At 61.9% G+C, this 16,778-nt stretch carries 20 protein-coding genes; 5 read left to right on the forward strand and 15 right to left on the reverse strand.

Annotated features, from left to right (window positions below):
• Positions 1–2: 2 nt before the first annotated feature.
• From hisF to LNV06_RS09185, 7 genes are all read right to left on the reverse strand, one after another.
• Positions 3–782 carry an imidazole glycerol phosphate synthase subunit HisF gene (gene hisF / locus LNV06_RS09155; protein ID WP_263537947.1) on the reverse strand — a complete coding sequence of 260 codons (780 nt, stop codon included), beginning with the start codon at positions 780–782 and terminating at the stop codon, positions 3–5.
• Positions 783–857: 75 nt separating this feature from the next.
• The gene (hisA, locus tag LNV06_RS09160; protein ID WP_263537948.1) at positions 858–1,601 is read right to left on the reverse strand and encodes a 1-(5-phosphoribosyl)-5-[(5-phosphoribosylamino)methylideneamino]imidazole-4-carboxamide isomerase; all 744 of its coding nucleotides are present in this window, start codon (positions 1,599–1,601) and stop codon (positions 858–860) included.
• A 118-nt stretch (positions 1,602–1,719) separates the two neighbouring features.
• Positions 1,720–2,367, reverse strand: a complete 648-nt coding sequence (gene hisH / locus LNV06_RS09165; RefSeq protein WP_263537949.1) for an imidazole glycerol phosphate synthase subunit HisH — start codon at positions 2,365–2,367, stop codon at positions 1,720–1,722.
• A 1-nt stretch (position 2,368) separates the two neighbouring features.
• Positions 2,369–2,968: an imidazoleglycerol-phosphate dehydratase HisB gene (hisB, locus tag LNV06_RS09170; RefSeq protein ID WP_263537950.1), complete on the reverse strand. Its 600-nt coding sequence runs from the start codon at positions 2,966–2,968 to the stop codon at positions 2,369–2,371.
• The gene (gene hisC / locus LNV06_RS09175) at positions 2,965–4,131 is read right to left on the reverse strand and encodes a histidinol-phosphate transaminase (protein WP_263537951.1); all 1,167 of its coding nucleotides are present in this window, start codon (positions 4,129–4,131) and stop codon (positions 2,965–2,967) included. The genes hisB and hisC overlap by 4 nt, the downstream gene beginning before the upstream one ends.
• Positions 4,128–4,580, reverse strand: a complete 453-nt coding sequence (locus LNV06_RS09180) for a PIN domain-containing protein (RefSeq protein WP_263537952.1) — start codon at positions 4,578–4,580, stop codon at positions 4,128–4,130. The genes hisC and LNV06_RS09180 overlap by 4 nt, the downstream gene beginning before the upstream one ends.
• On the reverse strand, positions 4,577–4,780 hold the full coding sequence (locus LNV06_RS09185) for a CopG family transcriptional regulator (RefSeq protein WP_411970091.1): 204 nt from the start codon (positions 4,778–4,780) through the stop codon (positions 4,577–4,579). Before LNV06_RS09185 ends, LNV06_RS09180 begins: the two co-directional genes overlap by 4 nt.
• A gap of 216 nt (positions 4,781–4,996) precedes the next feature.
• Here LNV06_RS09185 and LNV06_RS09190 point away from each other — a divergent pair, with 216 nt between their 5' ends.
• Positions 4,997–6,562, forward strand: a complete 1,566-nt coding sequence (locus tag LNV06_RS09190; RefSeq protein WP_263537954.1) for a methyl-accepting chemotaxis protein — start codon at positions 4,997–4,999, stop codon at positions 6,560–6,562.
• Between the two features lie 44 nt (positions 6,563–6,606).
• Here the strand turns inward: LNV06_RS09190 and hisD are convergent, their stop codons facing one another.
• From hisD to LNV06_RS09215, 5 genes are all read right to left on the reverse strand, one after another.
• Positions 6,607–7,914, reverse strand: coding sequence for a histidinol dehydrogenase (gene hisD / locus LNV06_RS09195; protein ID WP_263537955.1), 1,308 nt, complete (start codon positions 7,912–7,914; stop codon positions 6,607–6,609).
• 25 nt (positions 7,915–7,939) lie between these two features.
• Complete coding sequence (gene hisG, locus LNV06_RS09200) at positions 7,940–8,578, reverse strand: ATP phosphoribosyltransferase (protein ID WP_263538336.1); 639 nt, start codon at positions 8,576–8,578, stop codon at positions 7,940–7,942.
• 88 nt (positions 8,579–8,666) lie between these two features.
• Complete coding sequence (locus LNV06_RS09205; protein WP_263537956.1) at positions 8,667–8,933, reverse strand: BolA family protein; 267 nt, start codon at positions 8,931–8,933, stop codon at positions 8,667–8,669.
• Positions 8,934–8,983: 50 nt separating this feature from the next.
• Positions 8,984–9,757 (reverse strand): ABC transporter permease, encoded by a 774-nt coding sequence (locus LNV06_RS09210; RefSeq protein WP_263537957.1) that lies wholly within the window; start codon positions 9,755–9,757, stop codon positions 8,984–8,986.
• Complete coding sequence (locus LNV06_RS09215) at positions 9,757–10,686, reverse strand: ABC transporter ATP-binding protein (protein WP_263538337.1); 930 nt, start codon at positions 10,684–10,686, stop codon at positions 9,757–9,759. The genes LNV06_RS09210 and LNV06_RS09215 overlap by 1 nt, the downstream gene beginning before the upstream one ends.
• 183 nt (positions 10,687–10,869) lie before the next feature.
• On the opposite strand from LNV06_RS09215, the gene LNV06_RS09220 reads away from it, so the two are divergent.
• From LNV06_RS09220 to LNV06_RS09230, 3 genes are all read left to right on the forward strand, one after another.
• Positions 10,870–11,526 carry a TetR/AcrR family transcriptional regulator gene (locus LNV06_RS09220; protein WP_263537958.1) on the forward strand — a complete coding sequence of 219 codons (657 nt, stop codon included), beginning with the start codon at positions 10,870–10,872 and terminating at the stop codon, positions 11,524–11,526.
• A gap of 13 nt (positions 11,527–11,539) precedes the next feature.
• The gene (locus tag LNV06_RS09225) at positions 11,540–12,313 is read left to right on the forward strand and encodes a hypothetical protein (RefSeq protein ID WP_263537959.1); all 774 of its coding nucleotides are present in this window, start codon (positions 11,540–11,542) and stop codon (positions 12,311–12,313) included.
• A gap of 188 nt (positions 12,314–12,501) precedes the next feature.
• Entirely contained in the window at positions 12,502–12,858 is a 357-nt protein-coding gene (locus tag LNV06_RS09230) for a hypothetical protein (RefSeq protein WP_263537960.1), read from the forward strand.
• Between the two features lie 640 nt (positions 12,859–13,498).
• On the opposite strand, the gene LNV06_RS09235 is transcribed toward LNV06_RS09230, so the two are convergent.
• Complete coding sequence (locus LNV06_RS09235) at positions 13,499–14,950, reverse strand: wax ester/triacylglycerol synthase family O-acyltransferase (protein WP_411970092.1); 1,452 nt, start codon at positions 14,948–14,950, stop codon at positions 13,499–13,501.
• A 68-nt stretch (positions 14,951–15,018) separates the two neighbouring features.
• Here LNV06_RS09235 and LNV06_RS09240 point away from each other — a divergent pair, with 68 nt between their 5' ends.
• The gene (locus LNV06_RS09240; RefSeq protein ID WP_263537961.1) at positions 15,019–15,270 is read left to right on the forward strand and encodes an acyl-CoA-binding protein; all 252 of its coding nucleotides are present in this window, start codon (positions 15,019–15,021) and stop codon (positions 15,268–15,270) included.
• A gap of 51 nt (positions 15,271–15,321) precedes the next feature.
• On the opposite strand, the gene LNV06_RS09245 is transcribed toward LNV06_RS09240, so the two are convergent.
• Entirely contained in the window at positions 15,322–15,669 is a 348-nt protein-coding gene (locus tag LNV06_RS09245) for a polyhydroxyalkanoic acid system family protein (RefSeq protein WP_263537962.1), read from the reverse strand.
• Positions 15,670–15,689: 20 nt separating this feature from the next.
• Complete coding sequence (locus tag LNV06_RS09250) at positions 15,690–16,760, reverse strand: aminopeptidase (RefSeq protein WP_263538339.1); 1,071 nt, start codon at positions 16,758–16,760, stop codon at positions 15,690–15,692.
• Between the last annotated feature and the right edge of the window lie 18 nt (positions 16,761–16,778).

Below are 16,778 nucleotides of genomic sequence, written 5' to 3' on the forward strand. Positions count from 1 at the left end.
GCTCAGACCCGCACCGGAATGCCGCGCGCGGCCATCAAGGCCTTGGCCTCGGCGACGGTGTGGTGGCCGTAGTGAAAAATGCTGGCGGCCAGCACCGCATCGGCGCCGCCGATCTGCACGCCATCGGCCAGGTCTTCCAGCGAGCCGACACCACCGGAAGCAATCACCGGCACCGGCACCGCGTCGCTGACGGCGCGGGTCAATTCAAGATCGAAGCCGCTGCGGGTGCCATCCCGGTCCATGCTGGTGAGCAAGATTTCGCCGGCGCCGTGCTCGGCCATTTGGCGCGCCCAGGCGACCGCGTCCAGGCCGACATTCTTGCGGCCGCCATGGCTGTAGATGTCCCAGCCCGGGCCGCGGGCGGCCAGGTCTTCGCCTTGCCGGCGCTTGGCGTCGATGGCGACGACGATGCACTGCGCACCGTACTTGTCGGACGCATCCCGTATCACCTGTGGGTTAGCAATCGCTGCGGAGTTGAAGGACACCTTGTCGGCACCGGCATTCAACAAGCGCCGCACATCGGCCACCTCGCGCACGCCACCGCCCACCGTCAGCGGGATGAAGACCTGCGAGGCCACCGCTTCGATGATGTGCAGAATCAAATCGCGCCCATCGCTGGTGGCGGTGATGTCCAAAAAGGTCAGCTCGTCGGCGCCCTGCTCGTTGTAGCGCGCGGCGATCTCCACCGGGTCGCCGGCATCGCGCAGCTCAGTGAAGTTGACGCCCTTGACGACGCGACCGCCAGTCACGTCCAGGCAAGGGATGATGCGTTTGGCCAGCATGGGAATAAGACTCTCGCGATAAAACAAAAAAGGCCGTGCCGGGCACGACCTTGGTAAGCCAACTGTCGACGCGGCTCAGCCTAAAGAAAGCTCGTCGGCACGCGCCTGAGCGGCCGTCAGGTCCAAGTCGCCGGTGTAAATGGCGCGTCCGCAGATCACGCCCTCCACGCCTTCGTCTTCCACGGCGCACAAGGCCTCGATGTCCGCCATATTCGACAGGCCGCCTGAGGCAATCACGGGAATGCTCAGGGCCTGAGCCAACTTGACTGTCGCTTCGATATTGATGCCGGTGAGCATGCCATCGCGGCCGATGTCGGTGTAGATCACGCCTTCGATGCCATAGCCCTCGAACTTGCGCGCCAGATCGACCACTTCATGGCCTGTCAGCTTGCTCCAACCATCGGTGGCGACCTTGCCGTCCTTGGCGTCCAAGCCCACGATGATGTGGCCGCCAAAGGCGGTGGCCGCGTCTTGCAAGAAGCCAGGGTTCTTGACCGCGGCTGTGCCGATGATGATGTAGGACAGGCCGGCATCCAAATAGCGCTCGATGGTATCCAGATCGCGAATGCCGCCGCCGAGTTGCACCGGAATCTCGCCGTTCACCTCGCGCAAAATCGCCTTGATGGCGCCCTCGTTCACCGGCTTGCCGGCAAAGGCCCCGTTCAGATCCACCAGATGCAAGCGGCGCGCGCCCGCATCGATCCAGCGCCGGGCCATCGCAGCCGGGTCTTCGCCGAAGGTGGTGGAGTCATTCATATCGCCTTGCTTCAGGCGAACACAGCGACCGTCTTTCAGGTCGATAGCGGGGATCAGCAGCATGGCCGAGAGGGTGGGTTAGAAAGAAGAAGGAGGAGGAAGGAGAGGGAGAAAAAAGCGGGGCCGAGTTTCAAGTGGGGAGATCTGCGGGGCCTCAGCGCCGAAACCCAGGCGGGCTTCATCAAGGCTTCCAATGCAGGAAGTTGCGATACAGGGCGAGACCGAAGGCAGCACTTTTCTCGGGATGGAACTGGGTGGCGAAAATGTTATCCCTAGCCAAGGCGCAGGTAAAGCGCAGGCCGTAATCGGTTTCACCGGCACTGTGGCGCGCATCTAACGGCGCCGCATAGAAGCTGTGAACGAAGTAGAAGTAACTCTCATCCGGTACGCCCGCCCAGACCGGGTGCGGCAAGCTTTGCTTGACGCGGTTCCAGCCCATTTGCGGGACTTTGTAGCGGCTGCCGTCGGGCTGGATTTGGCCTTCCAGTTGGAAGCGTTTCACCCGCCCCGGGATCAGGCCCAGGCCCGGCGTGTCCTGCTCCTCGCTGTGATCCAAAAGCATTTGCATGCCGACACATACGCCCATCAAAGGCTTGTTGGCGGCGGCGTGCAGCACGGCCTCTTGCAGGCCGGAGTCGCGCAACTCGCGCATGCAGTCGCGCATGGCCCCCTGCCCTGGCAAGACCACCCGCTCGGCGGCATAGACCTCGTCGGGATTGGCGGTGATGACCACATCCAAACCGGAGTCTTGCGCCACATGCAGCACCGCCTGAGAGACCGAGCGCAGATTGCCCATGCCGTAGTCGACGACGGCCACCGTCTTGTTCATATCAAAGACTGCCCTTGGTGGAAGGAATCACGCCGGCCGAACGCGGGTCCAGCGTCATCGCCATGCGCAGCGCGCGGCCAAAGGCCTTGAAGATGGTCTCACACTGATGATGGGCGTTATGGCCCTTCAAGTTATCAATGTGCAGCGAGACCAGGGCATGGTTGGAAAAGCCCTGGAAGAACTCATAGGCCAGCTGCGTATCAAAGGCGCCGATCGCGCCGGAGGTGAATTTCACATCCATCTCCAAGCCTGGGCGGCCCGAGAAGTCGATGACCACGCGCGACAAGGCTTCGTCCAGCGGCACATAGCTGTGGCCATAGCGGGTCAGGCCTTTCTTGTCGCCCACCGCCTGCGCCACCGCCAGGCCCAAGGTGATGCCCACGTCTTCCACCGTGTGGTGACCGTCGATGTGCAGATCACCCTTGGCATCGATGTCGAGATCGATCAAACCGTGGCGAGCAATCTGGTCCAGCATATGGTCGAAGAAGCCGATGCCGGTGTTCAGCTTGGCTTCACCGCTGCCGTCCAGATTGACGCGCACGGTGATCTGGGTTTCTTTGGTGTTGCGGGTGACCTCAGCAATGCGCTGCACTTGGCTCATGACAGTGATTCCTTAAATTGACCCCCAAGGTCGCCTTCCGGCGCCCGCCCCCCGGGGGGTGAGCAAGGAAGCTCGGGGCGGCCCAGCGCTTCCTTGAGTGCGGCCAACATGGCCGTGTTTTCTTCGGCGGTGCCGATGGTGATACGCAGGCAGTTGGCCAGCAAGGGATGCGCGGCCGATGAGTTCTTGATCAGCACGCCGCGCGCCTTCATGCCGGCAAAGGTTTGCGCCGCATCTGCCACCCGGACCAACAACATATTGCCCTGGCTGGGAAAGACCTGCACGCCGGGCAGTGCTTGCAAGGCCGCAAAGACCCGCTCCCGCTGGGCACGCAGCTCGCTGGCTTGGGCCGCGTAAACCTCGGCATGCTCCAGCGCAAACAAGCCGGCCTCGGCGTTCAAAACGCCGATATTGAACGGCGGGCGCAGTTTGTCGATCTCGGCGATCAAGGCCGCTTGGCCGATCAGATAGCCGATGCGCACGCCGGCCAAGCCGAACTTGCTCATGGTGCGCATCACCAGCACCTGCGGGTACTTTGACAGCAGCGCCATCGAGTCCGAAGCGGCGAAGGGCTGATAGGCCTCATCCAACACCACCAAGCCGGGCGCGGCTTCAATGATCTGCTCAATGGCGGCCATGTCCCACAAATTGCCCGTCGGGTTGTTCGGGTAGGACAAATAAACCAGGGCGGGTTGATGCGTTTGAATCGCCGCCAACATGGCCGGCAGATCCAGCTCAAAGTCCTCGGCCCGCAAGGGCACGCCGACAAACTCCAGATTTTGATAGCGCGAAGACAGCTCGTACATCACAAAGCTGGGCAGTGGCGACAGCACCTTGACGCCGGGCCGGCTGATGGCCATGCTGAGCATGGTGATCAGCTCATCAGAGCCATTGCCCAGGGTGATGGCGCAGCCGGCGGGCATGCCGGCGTGCGCAGCCAGCGCTCGCGCTAGGTCTTGAGTGCGCTCAGCGGGATAACGATTGATCGCCACGGCGCCCAGCCGCGCGCCCAAGGCGGCCTGCAAATCAGTTGGCAGGCGGAAGGGGTTTTCCATCACATCCAGCTTGACCATGCCAGCACTGGCAGCGACCGGGTAAGCGTGCATGGCGCGCACATCGTCGCGAATACAGCTCAAGGCTTGGTTCAGGTCGGCGGTCTTCATGCGCTCAAACGCTCCGTTCCACACAGCTTGGGATTGAGGATGGTGACGCTGTCAAACACGGCCTCATGCGCCAAATCGAGGCTCAAAAGCCAGGCGCAGCCTTGCGCCTTGGCGGCCGCGACGATCAAGGCGTCGGCATAGGGCAGGCCAAAGCGACTTTCGATCGACCAGGCGCTCTCCACCGTGGCATGGTCAATCGCCCAGGGTTGCCAGCGCTGATAGCGACGCACTTCAGCGCGGGCATCGCCATTCGGCATGGCGGGCTGAATGCGGGTGGTGACCCAGCGGTAAAAGTCGTTCAAAACCTGGGTCGAAACACGGCCGCTGCGGCTCAGCCACAAATGACGCAGCCAGTGCATGGCCTGTTCACGTGCGGCCAGATCCGCACCGTCTTCGCTGAGGATGAGCACCGAGGTGTCGACGAAGACCAAGCTTGCCAAGTCGCTCACCGAGCCTCCTCGCCGCGCTGTGGGTAAGGCTCACCGTTGGAAACCCAGCTGCGCTCGCGGTGCACCCAGTCTTGCAGGGCCCGCTCGTAAGCGTCGTCGTGCCGCATCTTTTCCGCCAACATCTCGCCCACCAAGCGGGACACGCTGGTGTTGCGGCGGGCGGCCTCAAGGCGAGCCCACTCGGCAACGGAATCTTCCATGGTGACGGTCACATTCTTCACAAGCGCAGTTTACACGAAGGACACGAAGTTCGTGCACCACGAAGTTCGTGTCATGCGATTCAACAAAAATCTACAGATCACCTGGGTTATTACCGACAAACTCCTTCAGGCGGCAAGTTTCTGCGCGCGGCTTGGGTCCAAACCCTGGTCGAATGCAAAACAAGCACTCACCCTTGACTCAAGATTGGATTCACGATGTCATGGTTCGATCTTTCGGCTCAGTCCTTGCGCACCCGGTTTGCTTTGATGATCGGCGCCAATGTGATGGCCACCGCCGTGTTGCTGGGCCAAGCGGTCTACAGCTTTGAGCGCTTGCATGAGGATGCCGAACGCAGCTTTGTGGCCAAAGACGTGGTGGCCGACATCCTGCCGCCGCCCATGTACTTGATCGAGCTGCGTCTGCTGCTCTCAGAAGCCGTGGAAGGCAGCATCAGCCTCGAACAGAGCAAGCAGGAACTCAAAAGACTGCAGTCGGAGTACCAGGCCCGCGTCCAATACTGGACCGAGAACCCGCCCTATGGCTTGCAGAAGCAGCTCCTGGGTGAACAGCACCAGTCGGCACAACAAATACTCGAGCAAGCAAAAAGCCTGGTGCTGGACCCGCTGGAACGCAAAGACGCCGAGGCGGCCAAGGCCGGCCTGCAAACCGTGCATCAAAGCTACCTGCAACACCGCCGCGCGGTGGACGGCACGGTGACCGCCGGCACCACCTTCGCCGAAACAGCAACTCAAAGCTTCAGCCAAGCGCGCCGCAATGGCATTTTGGCCATGGTGCTGGTGGGCGGCTTGGCCGCACTGGGTGTGGGCGGCAGCCTATGGGCGCTGCAGCGCACCATCATGGGTTCGCTCAAAAAGGCCTCCAGCATCGCTCGCACCGTGGCGGATGGGGATTTGCGCATGCAAGAGGCCGGCAGCGGCAAAGACCGTCCTCCCATGCCCAGCCGCAACGAGTTGCGCAGCCTGCGCCATGACATCCATCAGATGGTGTTGCGGCTGCGGGAGCTGATCTCCCGTGTGCAGCAAGGTGCGCAGCATGTGGAGACCAACTCGCGCAGCATTTCGCAAGCCAACGCCGAGTTGTCCGCACGCGCCCTGCTGGAAGTGCACGACCTGGAGCAGGCCAGCGAGGCGCTGCAGGCCATGGACCAACAAGCCAAACTCGGCGCCAGTTCCGCAAGCCAAGCGAATGAGCGCTCCAGCCAGGCAGCAAAGCTGGCGCGCCAAGGCAGCGCGGATATGCAGGCCGTGGTCGGCGCCATGCAAGAGATCGAGCAAAGCAGCCGCCGCATTGCCGACATCACTGGCGTGATCGACAGCATCGCTTTTCAGACCAATATCCTGGCCTTGAATGCCGCCGTCGAAGCCGCCCGCGCCGGTGAGGCCGGTCGCGGCTTTGCCGTGGTGGCCAGCGAGGTGAGAACCCTGGCCAAGCGCAGTGCCGATGCGGCGCTGGAGATCAAGCAACTGATCCAAGGCAGCAGCGTGCAAGTGGAACGCGGCGCCGGCGCGGTGCAACACACGCGCAGCACCATCGACGAGATGGTGGAGCAGGTCGCCGAAGTCAGCCGCTTGATTCAGGGCAGCAGCCATGAGTTGCAACAGCAACTCGGCTCCATCGCCTCACTGAATCAATTGCTTGACGGCATTGCCCATCGCATCCGCGAGAACAGCGAGATGGTGGACCGCACCGCCTCCGAATCCGCCGAGCTGCAAACCGAGGGCATCGACCTGAACGAGGCCGCGCAGCGCTTCAAGCTCTGAGTCTGAGCGGGCGAGCGGCCTGCCTACTTTTCTGCCTGCCCAGATCAGCGCTTCAAGCGCATTTCTGCCGCGCGGGCATGACCTTGCAGGCCTTCGCCATAGGCCAGCTCGGCCGCAATCGGGCCTAGCTTTTGCGCTCCGGCCTCGCTGACCTCGATCAGGCTGCTGCGCTTTTGGAAGTCGTACACGCCCAGCGGCGAAGAGAAGCGCGCCGTGCCCGAGGTGGGCAAGACATGGTTGGGGCCGGCGCAGTAGTCGCCCAAGCTTTCGCTGGTGTAGGCGCCCAAGAAGATCGCACCGGCATGGCGCAGCAAGGGCTCCCACTTCTGCGGATGCTCGCTCGACACCTCCAAATGCTCAGGCGCGATACGGTTGGAAATCTCGCAGGCCTCTTCCATCGAACGCGTCAGGATCAAGGCGCCCCGCCCTTCCAGTGAGGCGCGAATCACCTCCTTGCGCGGCATCTCGGGCAACAAGCGCTCGATCGAGGCGCGCACCAGCGCCAAGTACTCGGCGTCGGGGCTCAGCAAAATGCTTTGCGCCAATTCGTCATGTTCGGCCTGGCTGAAGAGATCCATGGCCACCCAGTCCGGCGGCGTTGTGCCATCGGCCAGCACAAGAATTTCGCTGGGGCCGGCAATCATGTCGATGCCCACTTGGCCGAACACATGCTTTTTGGCGCTGGCCACATAGGCATTGCCGGGGCCGGTGATTTTGTCCACGCGCGGCACCGTGGCCGTGCCGTAGGCCAAAGCCGCCACGGCTTGCGCGCCGCCCAGCGTAAAGGCCCGGTGCACACCGGCCACATAGGCGGCCGCCAGCACCAAGGGGTTCTTTTCACCGCGAGGCGTGGGCACCACCATGATGATCTCGGGCACACCTGCCACTTGGGCCGGGATGGCGTTCATCAACACCGAGCTGGGGTAAGCCGCCTTGCCGCCGGGCACATAAATGCCCACGCGGTCCAGCGGCGTGACCTTTTGGCCCAAGAGCGTGCCGTCTTCGTCGCGGTAGCTCCAGCTCAGGCCGCACGCCTCTTTCTGGCGCTCGTGATAACTGCGCACCCGGGCGGCCGCAGCCTCCAGGGCCGAGCGTTGGGCCGGGTTGATGGCCTCAAACGCGGCCTTCAACTCTTCGCGCGTCAGCTCCAAATTGGCCACGCTGGCGGCATTCAAATGGTCGAAGCGCTGGGTGTACTCCAGCACCGCAGCGTCTCCGCGCGCCTTCACATCGGCCAGGATCTCGGCCACGCGACCTTCAATGGCGGCGTCGGTCTCGGCGGACCAATGCAGCACGCGCTGGAACTCGGTTTCGAAGTCGTCGGAAGCGGTGCTGAGTTGGCGCAGATTCATGGCAGCTGTGGGTTGGCGAGAGTCTTCAGGCTTGGATGGCGGAGGCAAAGGCGTCGATCATGCGACGCAGCGGCTCTCGCTTGAGCTTGAGCGCCGCCTGGTTGACCACCAGGCGCGAGGAGATTTCCATGATGTGCTCCACCTCGACCAAATGATTGGCACGCAAGGTGTTGCCGGTGGAGACCAAGTCCACGATGGCATCGGCCAAACCGGTCAGCGGCGCCAACTCCATCGAACCATAAAGCTTGATCAGGTCGACGTGCACGCCCTTGTCGGCAAAGTGCTGACGAGCGATTTCGGTGTACTTGGTGGCCACGCGGATGCGCGAACCCTGCTTGACCGCAGCGGCGTAGTCGAAGTCATCACGCACCGCCACGCTCATGCGGCAGCGGGCGATGTTCAGGTCCAGCGGCTGGTACATGCCGTCCACGCCGTGTTCGATCAAAACATCGCGACCCACCACGCCGAGGTCGGCGCCGCCGTGCTGCACATAAGTGGGCACATCGCTGGCACGCACCAGCACCACCCGCACCTCCGGGCTGTTGGTGCCCAGAATCAGCTTGCGCGAGGTTTCCGGGTCTTCCAACACCTGAATGCCTGCGGCTTTCAGCAGCGGCAGGGTTTCTTCAAAAATGCGGCCTTTGGACAGGGCTAAGGTAATCATCAAGGAGCACTCGGGTGAAATGACGGCGCTAAAAACCCGCGGGGCACGGAAGGCTGACCGGGGACAGGTCTTGCGCGAATCGTGGGACTCAGTGCCCCGTGGCTTGGGGCTTGGGGTCCGCCGCCCATTCGGCCGGCGTCAGCGTCTTCATTGACAGCGCGTGGATCTGCTCGCGCATGCGTTCACCCAGCGCTTGGTACACCCGCTGATGACGGCGCACCCGGCTCAGGCCTTCAAACTCGGAGGAAACAATGGTGGCAAAGAAATGCCGTCCGTCGCCCTCGACTTGCAGGGTTTCGCAGGGCAGCCCGGAGGCGATGTATTGCTGGACTTCAGCGGGAGTAGGGTCGGCCATAGTGCGCAGATTCTAGTTTGTGAGTTTTTGCCGCTTGCCAAGTCGATGCTTCAGCTGCGGATCTTGTAGCCGCGCCGCAGCAGTTCCAAGGCAATGCCCGCCACCAAGCAAAAGCTCGCGCCGACCACGCCCAGACTCACCCAAGGCGAGACATCGCTGACCCCGAAGAAGCCGTGGCGGAAGCCATCGATCATGTAGAAAAACGGGTTCAGATGGCTGACGCCTTGCCAGAAAGCGGGCAAAGAGCCGATCGAATAAAACACGCCCGACAAGAAGGTCATGGGCATGATGATGAAGTTCTGAAACGCCGCCAGTTGATCGAACTTCTCGGCCCACAGGCCGGCAATCAGACCCAAAGTGCCCATCATGGCTGCGCCCAGAACGGCGAAGGCCAAGATCCACAGCGGTTGATCCAGTCCCGGCGGCGCAAACCACACCGTCACCGCCAACACGCCCGTGCCCACAGCCAATCCACGCACCACGGCCGCGCCCACATAGGCCACAAACCAGGCCCAATGCGAGAGTGGCGTGACCAGCAGAAACACCAGATTGCCCGTCACCTTGCTCTGGATCAGGCTGGATGAGGAGTTAGCAAAAGCATTTTGCAGCACGCTCATCATCACCAGACCCGGGATGAGGAAGCTGGTGTAGCCCACCGTGCCATAGACCTTCACATGGTCTTCCAAGACATGGCCGAAGACGAGCAAATACAGCACGGCCGTCAGGACCGGCGCCGCCACGGTTTGGAAGCTCACTTTCCAAAAGCGCAGCACTTCTTTGTAAAACAAGGTGCTGGCACCCTTCAATGCAATAGCGCTGCTCATCACGCGGCCCCTTTCTGCGAACTTGCAGGTTGTTCTTCTTTTTGCATGATCTCGAGGAACACATCCTCCAGATCGGCGCGGCCAATCTCCAAGTCTTCAATCGGGCAGCCTGCAGCGCGCAGGGTAGACAAGATGCCTTCCACCTCCGAGGCGTCATGCGCCTTGATCTGCACGATGCGGCCTGTGACACGCGAGCGATCCAGCAGCGGCGCCGGCAGTTGCGCATCGGTCTTGAAGCGCAACATGGTCGAGGCCCGGCCCTTGAGCAGTTCGGAGGTGCGCTCCAGCGCCACCACCCGGCCCTGCTTGAGCATGGCGATGCGGCCGCACAAGGCTTCAGCTTCCTCGAGGTAGTGCGTGGTCAAAAGCACGGTATGGCCCTCGCGGTTCAGTCGCGCGATGAACTGCCACAAGGTTTGGCGCAACTCCACATCGACGCCGGCGGTTGGCTCATCCAACACGATCACCGGGGGGCGGTGCACCAGGGCCTGTGCCACCAGCACGCGGCGCTTCATGCCGCCGGAGAGTTGGCGCATATTGGCTGAAGCCTTGCTGCTCAGGCCAAGGTTCTCCAGCAACTCGTCGATCCAGGCCTCGTTGTTCTTCACGCCGAAGTAGCCGCTTTGAAAACGCAGCGCTTCGCGCACATTGAAGAAGGGGTCGAAGACCAGTTCCTGCGGCACGATGCCCAGGGCTCGCCGGGCGGCGGCGAAATCGCTCACCACATCATGGCCCAGCACCTGGACTTGGCCACCGCTGGCCTGGGCCAGGCCGGCCAAGATGGAGATCAAACTGGTTTTGCCGGCACCGTTGGGGCCGAGCAGGCCGAAAAACTCGCCTTGCTGAATGTCAAAAGAGACACCGTCCAAGGCCCGGACTTGGCCCCCACGATAGGTCTTGCTGACGTTCTGAAATGAAATGGCCGGCACGGAGCCGGCACTGCGCTGGTCGGGTGATTGCATGGCGTGATTGTAGGAACAGGGACACAAACGCGCCGCCACAGGGTTTCTATGCGCCCAACTCAGGCCCTATCGCCCCTCTATGGAGCCAAATCCCTAGGGAACTGCGCGAGCTTGATGCCAGAATCAAGGCAGTAGGAGACAAGCCCGCCCATGGCCACCAAGAAACCGCCACGCCGAACAGCCGAACGCATCCTCGAAGTCACGCTCGACTTGTTCAATCGCTTTGGCGAACCGAATGTGTCGACCACGCTGATTTCGGCCGAGCTCGGCATCAGCCCCGGCAATCTGTACTACCACTACCCAGCCAAAGACGAGTTGATCAACTCGCTCTTCAACCGATACGAGCGCGAGCTCAACGAGTTGTTGGGTGCCGCAGAAAACGTGCGTCATGTTGAGGATGCTTGGTTGTTCTTTCATATGCTCTTTGAGCTGGTCTGGAAGCACCGCTTTCTGTACCGCGATCTGAACGATTTGCTGTCCAAGAACCGGCGCCTGGAGATGCACTTTCAAAGCGTGCTGAACCAAAAGGGTCAGGCCATGCGCAATGTGCTGTCCGGCTTGCAACATGGCGGCGCGCTGAAGATGGATGCCCGGGAAGCTGGGCCTTCTGCCAATGCGATGGTGGTGCTGCTCAGCTACTGGCTCAGCTACGAATATGTGCGCGACCCGCGCCACGCGCTGGAACCCGAGCAGGCCAATGCGGCCCTGATGCGCGGCGCCTTCCATGTGCTGAGTTTGCTGCTGCCCTATCTGGAGCCCGAGTCCAAGGAACATCTGTTCGCGCTTGCCAACAAGTACCAAAGCTGAAGGAGACAAGACCATGGCCAAATGGACCACCTTTCCCCATGACAACGCCGCGTTTCAATACAGCGCTGCCAGCCTGAAAAAGAACTGGGCGCGCCTGCACGCCGGCGATGCCGAGCCTTGGCCCAAGGACGCAGCCGTGGTCGAGGCTTGGATTCACTTCCACGCCGGCGAATTCCAAAAGGCCTATGAGGCGGGTTTGGCCGCCGGTGGTGCCGGCGTCACCGTCGCCAACAAGGCGCAAGCCATCTACGCCAACTATCTGGAAAAGAAAGAAAAGGTGAAGTTGGAGATGTTCCTCGAAGTGGCCGAACGCGCCGCCGCTTTGCAGACCGAGGAGCCCAAGAACGCCAATGCCTACTACTGGCAAGCCTATGCGATTGGCCGCTACGGCCAGGGCATCAGCGTGGCCAAGGCCCTGGCGCAAGGTCTGGGCAGCAAGGTCAAGAATGCCTTGGAAACCACCATCGAGTTGGCACCCAAGCATGCCGATGCCCACATCGCCCTGGGCGCCTTCCATGCCGAGGTGATCGACAAGGTGGGCAAGCTGCTGGGCAAGACCCAAGGCGCCGACACCGCCACTGGCCTGAAGATGTTTGAGCAAGCGCTCAAACTCAACCCCGGCTGCGCGATTGCCATGATTGAACGTGCCAATGGCTTGGTGATGCTAGAAGGCGATAAGCGCATGAAGGAGGCCGAAGCTCTTTATGCCGACGCCGCCGCTTGCGAAGCCATGGATGCGATGGAGTATCTCGACATCGCCATGGCCCGCGAGGAAATGGAAGACTGAGCCCTTTGCAGATGCCCGCCGTGAGATTGTTCACGCTTGAGGCCTGAAATGCGGGGCTTAACCCCCGCACTTGCGGTTGGCCAAAGCCGGCCAAACTGCCTTAAGCTGCAGCTATCGGATCGGTTTCAACAGCCCCCGAAAAGTCTCCGGGAATACCCTGAACTCCGCAACAGATGAGGTTGAACACCATGAAGCGCACCCTGATGACCCTGATCCTGGCACCCTTGGCTGCAGCCTCCTGGGCCGGTGGCAATGAAGTGACCGCCCTGCGCGCCGAATGCGCCGCCAAGATGAGCGCCGCTGCCGATGTGAGCAGCACCGCCGCCAGCGAGTACCAATTCGTTTACCGCAAGGGCGAGTACCGCGGTGAAAAGCAAAACGGCAAGACCGTGGCCTGCAATGACTCTCAGTACAGCGCCTTCTTGGCCAGTGCTGACCCGACCCGCGTGATGGCCGCCTACCCCACCGCCGCCGGCAAGCCCAATATCAAGCCGAACCTGAAACCCAATCTGGCCGATCAAGCCACCAAGGTGCCCGCCAAGTAATTGGCCGACCGGCAGTGAGATCTAAGGGCGCCTCTGGCGCCCTTTTTCATTCTGTCGTCCATTGTTGCCACATCGCCAACTTTGAACTTGCGCGACCGGCACTGCGGCCCGGGCAGCCGTCTGGCTCATGGCTCGGGGGCCGTCACTACGTGTCGGCTTCCCTGCGCTGCTCGCATCTTGGGGCCGGCGCAGAACTCACTCCACTCGCTGCGCTCGTTTCGTTCAAACATGCTGCGCCAAGTCAGATGTTGAAGCGCGCTGCGCGCGCACCCCAAGCTGCTGCGCTGCTCAGCCCCTCACAAATCGCCCGGCAACTGCCCGGCCCGCAGTGCACTTGCATAGCGAGCGAGGTGCTTTGCCTCGGTGGCAAAAACCAAACCCGCAGGTGGCCCGGCCTGCCGACGGGCTATTTGCGCCCGGCCGAGGGCGCAGCGGAGCGGGTCAGGCGCGCGGAGCGCGCTTCAACTTCTGACTTGGCGGCACTTGTTTGAGCGCAGTGAGCGAAGCGAACGCAGCGAGTTTGCCGCCGCTGACCCGTGCAGTGAGCAGCGAGGGCAGTCGGCTCGCCAGAGCCGACCCGGGCACCATGAGCACGGCGGAAGGCTGGGTGACCGGAGCGAGCGAACTCCAGCCTAAAACATCACTCCCAAGGCAACATCATCGTCAGCATCAGCAACTTGTCGAACTCAGGCGAGAAGCGCTTGATGATGTTCTCGGGGTCGGGGCAAAGTTGGGTGTCGGTGATCAGGCCAAACTGCACCCGCCCGGCATAGGTGAGGATGCTGACGCCCACACCGATATCGCCCGACTGCGGCACCCAGAACAAGACCCGTTCCACCGTGGAGCCGCAGAACTTCATCGGCTCGGTCGGGCCCGGCACATTGGTCATCACGGCCGTCGCCTTCTTCGCGAAGATGTTCAGCATCGCATGCTGCACCGGCTTGATCAAAAGCCCCGCCACCGACAAGAGACCAAAGGCCAAGACCGGCTGGAAGCTGCCCTTGAGCTCATTCATGCGCGCCTTGACCGCGAACAGTCGCTCGACAGGATTGGCAATGCCAATTGGCAGCACCAGCGGCACCAGGCCGAAACGATTCCCCAGCTGATAAGCCTTGTCCAACGGCCGCAAATTGACCGGCACCATGGCGCGGATCTCTTTGCCCGTGGGGTCTTCACCCATGTCGCGCAGATAACTGCCAATCGCACCGGCCACGCAACTCAACAACACATCGTTGATCGACGCACCCAAGCCCTTGCCCACCGCCTTGACAGCGTCGAGCTGCAAATCATCGCCCCAGGCCACGCGCTTGGTGGTGCCGGGTTTGCCTTTGAGCCGGGTATGCGAGTCATCCGGCATGAAAGCAAAAGCCGCCACATCGCTGACGGCTTGGGCCCCCATGCGGGCCATGTCCACCGAGCTGTCGATCGGGTGCGGCGGATGCACCCAGGCATCGACCGATTTGGCCATGCCGGAACCGGCCACGCCAATGGCCTTGATAGCCAGATCGGACATGGGGCGAAGCAGGCTGTCGGTCAGCCAATCGGCATCATCGCGAGGCTGCTGCTTGCGACGCGGCGGCTGGCGGCCACCGTCGGTGATGGACAGCATCACCGAGGTCAGCGCTATGCCGTCGCCAATGCAATGGTGGATGCGCACGATCAGACCGCTGCTGCCGTCGCCCAAGTCCTCGATCAGTTGGAATTGCCACAAGGGATGAGCCGGGTCCAAGGGCTGCATCGCCACCTCGCCCACGCGCTCCATCAAGGCGGCTTGGCCCGTCTGGCCGGCCTTGCCGCGCACCGGCAGCAAAACCTCGGCCACCACATGGCGGTCAATGTCAAAGTCTTCGTCATCCACCCATTGCGCGCCAAGCGCGTCTTCCACCACCTTTTGGTGAAAACGCGTGTACTGCAAAAGCTTGTCCTGCACCCGCTCTTTCAGTGCGGCCAAGGTGATTTGCGGTCGCAAGTACCAGACCCCGACGATCATCATCAGATTGGACTCGGTGTCCATGCGCAGCCAGGCGGTATCCACCTTGGACATGCGTTCTTGCAGTTGAGGCAAAGCGGTCTCCTCGTGTATTAGAGTCATTGCCCAACACAATGCTGGGTAATATGCTCGGCGTCCATCCCGATTGTTACCACTATCTAGGAGTCTCAATGAGCCTTAAAGATCAATTTGAAGCCGCCGTTGCAGGATCGAAGCAGTTGCCAGAGCGTCCCGACAATATGACCTTGCTGAAGCTCTACGCCCTGTACAAACAAGGCAGCAGCGGGGATGTCGAAGGCTCGCGCCCAGGCTTCACCGATATGGTGGGCCGCGCCAAATGGGATGCATGGAATGAGCTCAAGGGCACCAGCCAGGACGAGGCGATGCAGAGTTATGTGGACCTGATCGAATCGCTGAAGTAAGTCCAGTCGACGCGATCAAGACCCCTCATCCAACCGGCCTTGGGTTCAGCCTCAGGCCGGTTTCTTTTTGCCTGCAGCTTTTGACGCTGTTTTGACGGGCGATGCCGCTTCGGCGCTCAGCAAGGCATCCAGTTCCTTTTGGATCTCGCCCTCGATGCTGCTCTTGAAAGCACCTAGCAAGAGCCCCAGCTTGGCGCTCAGCTCGAAATGCTTGGCCGCCACGATCAGCTCACCCTTCACGCCGGAGCGGGTGAACTCCACGGTGTCGCTGGTCTTGCCTTCCAGCACGGTGCATTCCATATCGAACTTGGCCTCCACCTGCTCGGCCCAGGCCCAGGCGATTTCGCGGGCGCGCTTCAGGCCCAGCTCATGATCTCGGTGAATGCGGATTTCAGCCATTTCTTCGTTCTCCTGTGTTCTCAAGGCAAGACCGGCTTGCCCGTCAGCTGCGATCTTCGCTCAGGCTTGGGCAGTTTCGCCAAGCGTTGGACCTCGGCGTAAAAGCGCGCCCAATCATCGCCCTCTCGGGCCAAGAGCGCATCGAATGCCGGCGTCAGCTCGGTATAGGCGGCCAGCAGCGCAAAGCTGGCATTGTTGGCGCGGGCGAACCAAGCGTCATAGCCTGAATCTCCGCCCCATGAAGACTTGAGCTGCGCATAGTCCTGGCGCAGTTGCTGCATCAAGGCCGCCTTGGCCGCGCGCTTGGCAGTGTCACTCTGATCACTGGTGTAAAGCGCCAGCAGCCGGCCCCGGTAGGCATCGGTCAGCTCACGAAACTGCGCACGCCGCTCCAGGCGGCGCTGATGTTCAGCCCGCAACGCTTCGCCGGCCGCTCCTTCGTGGCGGGCCAGCCAGGCTGCCGTGCCGCGCCGCTCGACTGCGGTGGCGAAGCTTTCGTTGAATTGGGTGTCGTCGGCCGCATAGGCCACTTGATGCGCCAGTTCATGAAAAATCATGCCGGCCAACTCGGCCTCCGGGTATTTGATGAAAGTGTTCAGCAAAGGATCGCCGCCCAGCAGATTGCTCCAGCCCAGGGTGGAGTAGGCCGGCACCGGGTAGACCTGCACTTCCAGCCCTTCGGCCCGCAGCTGCGCGGCATAAGCCTCGGCCTCAGCGCGTTCAAAATAACCCCGGTAGCCGACGCAGCCCATCACGGGGTAGCACCAAGTCTTCAGCGTCAAGCTGAGCTCTTCGGTGGCCACCACATTCCACACCGCGGCGGGCCGCCCCAGATCGGCATAACGCCGATAGCTGTCGTTATCGGGCAGCTTCAATGCCTGCACCGAGAACTGGCGCATGGCCTGGCTGAGCGCCAAGCGCTCACGCAATTCAGGCGACAGCGCCGGGTCATTGAGCCAATCTTGCACCGGGCGCGCCGCCTGCATCAAACGCAGATGCCCGCCCACGGACTGCCCCAGATAACTCAGCTGGGCACAGCCACTCAGCAAGCACAAGCCGCCCAAGAGCAGCGCCAGCGCGCCGCGCCGCATGGTTTGAAACGGGCGCAG

The sequence above is a fragment of the Paucibacter sp. Y2R2-4 genome, from assembly GCF_025717535.1.
In the GTDB taxonomy this organism is placed as follows: domain Bacteria; phylum Pseudomonadota; class Gammaproteobacteria; order Burkholderiales; family Burkholderiaceae_C; genus Paucibacter_A.

Excerpts from the sequence above, each read along its gene's own strand:
- hisH (WP_263537949.1), bottom strand. The coding sequence starts at position 2,367 with ATGAACAAGACGGTGGCCGTCGTCGACTACGGCATGGGCAATCTGCGC.
- LNV06_RS09190 (WP_263537954.1), top strand. The coding sequence starts at position 4,997 with ATGTCATGGTTCGATCTTTCGGCTCAGTCCTTGCGCACCCGGTTTGCT.
- hisG (WP_263538336.1), bottom strand. The coding sequence starts at position 8,578 with ATGATTACCTTAGCCCTGTCCAAAGGCCGCATTTTTGAAGAAACCCTG.
- LNV06_RS09220 (WP_263537958.1), top strand. The coding sequence starts at position 10,870 with ATGGCCACCAAGAAACCGCCACGCCGAACAGCCGAACGCATCCTCGAA.
- LNV06_RS09230 (WP_263537960.1), top strand. The coding sequence starts at position 12,502 with ATGAAGCGCACCCTGATGACCCTGATCCTGGCACCCTTGGCTGCAGCC.
- LNV06_RS09245 (WP_263537962.1), bottom strand. The coding sequence starts at position 15,669 with ATGGCTGAAATCCGCATTCACCGAGATCATGAGCTGGGCCTGAAGCGC.
- LNV06_RS09240 (WP_263537961.1), top strand. The coding sequence starts at position 15,019 with ATGAGCCTTAAAGATCAATTTGAAGCCGCCGTTGCAGGATCGAAGCAG.
- LNV06_RS09185 (WP_411970091.1), bottom strand. The coding sequence starts at position 4,780 with ATGGAAGATTCCGTTGCCGAGTGGGCTCGCCTTGAGGCCGCCCGCCGC.
- LNV06_RS09250 (WP_263538339.1), bottom strand. The coding sequence starts at position 16,760 with ATGCGGCGCGGCGCGCTGGCGCTGCTCTTGGGCGGCTTGTGCTTGCTG.
- hisA (WP_263537948.1), bottom strand. The coding sequence starts at position 1,601 with ATGCTGCTGATCCCCGCTATCGACCTGAAAGACGGTCGCTGTGTTCGC.
- LNV06_RS09205 (WP_263537956.1), bottom strand. The coding sequence starts at position 8,933 with ATGGCCGACCCTACTCCCGCTGAAGTCCAGCAATACATCGCCTCCGGG.
- LNV06_RS09235 (WP_411970092.1), bottom strand. The coding sequence starts at position 14,950 with ATGACTCTAATACACGAGGAGACCGCTTTGCCTCAACTGCAAGAACGC.
- hisD (WP_263537955.1), bottom strand. The coding sequence starts at position 7,914 with ATGAATCTGCGCCAACTCAGCACCGCTTCCGACGACTTCGAAACCGAG.
- LNV06_RS09210 (WP_263537957.1), bottom strand. The coding sequence starts at position 9,757 with ATGAGCAGCGCTATTGCATTGAAGGGTGCCAGCACCTTGTTTTACAAA.
- hisF (WP_263537947.1), bottom strand. The coding sequence starts at position 782 with ATGCTGGCCAAACGCATCATCCCTTGCCTGGACGTGACTGGCGGTCGC.
- hisB (WP_263537950.1), bottom strand. The coding sequence starts at position 2,968 with ATGAGCCAAGTGCAGCGCATTGCTGAGGTCACCCGCAACACCAAAGAA.
- LNV06_RS09225 (WP_263537959.1), top strand. The coding sequence starts at position 11,540 with ATGGCCAAATGGACCACCTTTCCCCATGACAACGCCGCGTTTCAATAC.
- hisC (WP_263537951.1), bottom strand. The coding sequence starts at position 4,131 with ATGAAGACCGCCGACCTGAACCAAGCCTTGAGCTGTATTCGCGACGAT.